This window comes from Aquimarina sp. RZ0, assembly GCF_008370685.1.
GTDB lineage: Bacteria > Bacteroidota > Bacteroidia > Flavobacteriales > Flavobacteriaceae > Aquimarina.
The window spans coordinates 1-2807 of the sequence record NZ_VTZU01000111.1; the positions used below are offsets into that span (position 1 = coordinate 1).

At 32.7% G+C, this 2807-nt stretch carries 4 protein-coding genes; 1 reads left to right on the forward strand and 3 read right to left on the reverse strand.

The genetic code is table 11. The features are described from left to right. The coding region (locus tag F0000_RS25285; protein ID WP_149627493.1) for a transposase at window positions 1-507 on the forward strand (507 nt) is incomplete at its 5' end. A gap of 165 nt (window positions 508-672) precedes the next feature. Here F0000_RS25285 and F0000_RS25290 read toward each other — a convergent pair. The 3 genes from F0000_RS25290 to F0000_RS25300 all read right to left on the reverse strand — a co-directional run bounded on the left by F0000_RS25290 (window position 673) and on the right by F0000_RS25300 (window position 2596). After that, window positions 673-1266 carry a hypothetical protein gene (locus F0000_RS25290; protein WP_149627494.1) on the reverse strand — a complete coding sequence of 198 codons (594 nt, stop codon included), beginning with the start codon at window positions 1264-1266 and terminating at the stop codon, window positions 673-675. A 187-nt stretch (window positions 1267-1453) separates the two neighbouring features. After that, entirely contained in the window at window positions 1454-1972 is a 519-nt protein-coding gene (locus F0000_RS25295) for an IS1595 family transposase (RefSeq protein WP_149627495.1), read from the reverse strand. A gap of 498 nt (window positions 1973-2470) precedes the next feature. Continuing rightward, the gene (locus F0000_RS25300; RefSeq protein WP_149627496.1) at window positions 2471-2596 is read right to left on the reverse strand and encodes a transposase domain-containing protein; all 126 of its coding nucleotides are present in this window, start codon (window positions 2594-2596) and stop codon (window positions 2471-2473) included. Window positions 2597-2807 lie beyond the last annotated feature (211 nt).

Sequence of the window (2807 nt, forward strand, 5' to 3'; positions counted from 1 at the left end):
CATAGCCTGTGCAACGCACATATTTTGAGGGATCTGATTTATATAGAAGAAGCTTTTGATGCTCCCTGGGCAACCAAAATAAGAAAACTACTAGTACGTGCCAAGAACAAGAAAGAGCAAGATCCTGATCTGAAATCTTCATATTATACAAGGGCATTCAACACCTTTACTAAAACAATACGGCCCATTATCAAAGGCTATGATAAGAAATTCAAGAAAACTGATGAGCAACGTTTGGCTTTTGCTTTAGAAAAACATAAATACCTCTTTCTTGAATTTATCAAACAACCCTTAGTGCCTTTTGATAACAATCAGGCGGAACGTGATTTAAGGATGATCAAGGTCAAACAAAAAGTGTCGGGATGTTTTCGATCACAAGATCATATCCATTACTTTTCCAGAATCAGGGGATACATCTCAACACTTAGAAAGAATAAGCAATCTATATTAGAATCTCTTATCAATGCATTCAATGAAAAACCATACATCCCAATGAAGGGTGAATAGTTACGCTAAAAAACTACTATTGGCAGGCTTAAAATTAAATCTTTTGTACGAAAATATATTCAAAAAATCAACTTAAAAAGTATGAGTTTGCCCTGAGTTCCAGAAGAACTTATTTTCTGGATAAGACCATAAAACCAACTTATTTATAGTACTTAACAAAGGTTTTTAGGAAAAACGCAAAAAATTTCGGATGTTAGTGGTTTTTTTTCTTTGTGGATCACCTGAGCTATTGGATGTGACAGGTGTTTTTGAAGGTTTCCCTAGCGGTCTTAAGGAAGTATTATCTAGTTTTACCAGAGCACTACCTTCATGTCCGATTGGACCCAACAGTACAGCTCTATAAACTTCATTACGACTTCCTCTTACTTGAAAAGCTTTAATGTTTCCATCTAGTGCTTTAAACAGACGCTGCACTGCACCATTTCCCGATTCACATTGATCAAGATGAAATATTACTTTATTTTTAGAATTTTTAGGATAATGTTTTTTGATAATAGTTGCAATATTGGAATCATGATGTAATTTTCTATTGTCATCGGTATCATGACTGTTGAATGATACTCTGGGATTGGAACTTTCAGAAACCCAATCAAAAAGTTGTTTTAGATTTGGATCTTTATGCTTTAAATGACGACGATCCACAGTAAAAACTTTAGTGCTATTACCTGTTAAAGTGTTATTTATTTTTTTAAATACCGCATCCCTACTAAAAATCGAATCTTTTTCATCTGCAAATTTTATATATACTTCTCTTCCCATTTTAGATTTGAATTGATTTATACTATAAAGACACAATTGGGCTAGGTTATCCCTACCAAAAATTAGTTGTTTTTGAAAAAATGATTTTTTGGCTATTATTTAGTTAGAGTTGCTCCAATTATTAGGTAGTAATTCTACTAGTTTATTCGCTTTCAGGTTTAAAGGAGGCTTGCCTCGTTAATTATTACTATCCGATAGTTTGCACCTTAGTTTTCCAATTGCTAGCTACCACTGCTATTATTTCCCTGTCAAATATAGATTCAAAGTATCTTTTGTTGAATTTGTAACAACATTCATCGAGATACCTTTGCAAATAATCAATCCCTGTGGAGTGGTGCACATCTAATAATAATCTTTTGGCATTACTAATAGCAATGTGTACCCAAGGTAGTATTTCTGAGGTTTTGCTTTTGTCTTGGATTACTACTGCTTGATGATCTTTAAGATCATTATAATTGTTAGCCCCATCTGTTGTAGCAGATGCTTTTGTGTCAATGTTAGTTTTTGCTTGTTCAGTAGTAGTTTTCTTTTCAAGGTTATCCAGTAATTTCATTTTGATGTATCCAACTACTTTATTGGTTTTATGCTTATATTTCGGAGAAAGTTCTACAGGTTTTGATTCTATCATAACCAATATAGGTGCTTGTTTCTGACTTCCTTTTCCCCTTTTGAGTTTCCACTGGTTATCTTCTATTTCCTTTGCAATTCTTTCTCGATTTTCTTTATTAGGAACTACCTCAAAAAAAAACCTTCGTCCAGCTCTATTTGATGGTGTAGTTTATAATTATTGTCCCTTTCTCCCATAGCATATCGTATTTTATGGAGCATATACCAGATAGGCTCATAATAGAGGTATCCCAATTGCCGTCTCTAAGGCAGAAAAACTCTTCTTGGTACTGGTAAGCATAAGTATCGCAAAATACCAATAGTAATAAGGTGGTTGTGTGCCGCGCAATAAGGTACATCAACTAAAATTATTTTAATGCCTCAGGGCAAACACATTTAAAAAATCTTTGGATTTCTTAAAAATTCGTTATCCTTTTAAAATTAAGGAATGATGCTTAATCTGAGATTTAGTATAAAAATTATTCAAAGCTAAATCATCTAAAAGTGCAAAACATAAGTAGCACATTTTCAGCAATCATAAAAAAATGAAAGCTAAATGTGTTTGTCCTGTTAATGTCTCTTGGGCTTGCCTCGAGGATTATTTACTTACCTTATGCTCTGGGATTCTTTCCAGGACATCTTTTAGCCAGGTGTAAGTGTATTTTTCTCCATAATCTCTCAAAGTAAGTGTACTCTTTTTCCAACTCCTAAGAATTTTATACATCTCTCATTTTCGTTTAATATTTTCTTTTTACATACAGCAAAGCTAATACGATTTATAACTAAAATTTCGCATATTCATCGTTTCTTTTTCCTTTATACTTCGTTTAAAAAATAAACCGTAGCTATAGCTATGCTTGATTTTTTTGCCTTGCATAAAGAAAAAATAATTCAATGAATTTATACGAATTTTTTAATCACAAATCGTATAAGAG

Bases quoted from the DNA above. Each gene is read 5' to 3' on its own strand.
- F0000_RS25290 (WP_149627494.1), bottom strand. From the start codon at position 1,266: ATGGGAAGAGAAGTATATATAAAATTTGCAGATGAAAAAGATTCGATT.
- F0000_RS25300 (WP_149627496.1), bottom strand. From the start codon at position 2,596: ATGTATAAAATTCTTAGGAGTTGGAAAAAGAGTACACTTACTTTGAGA.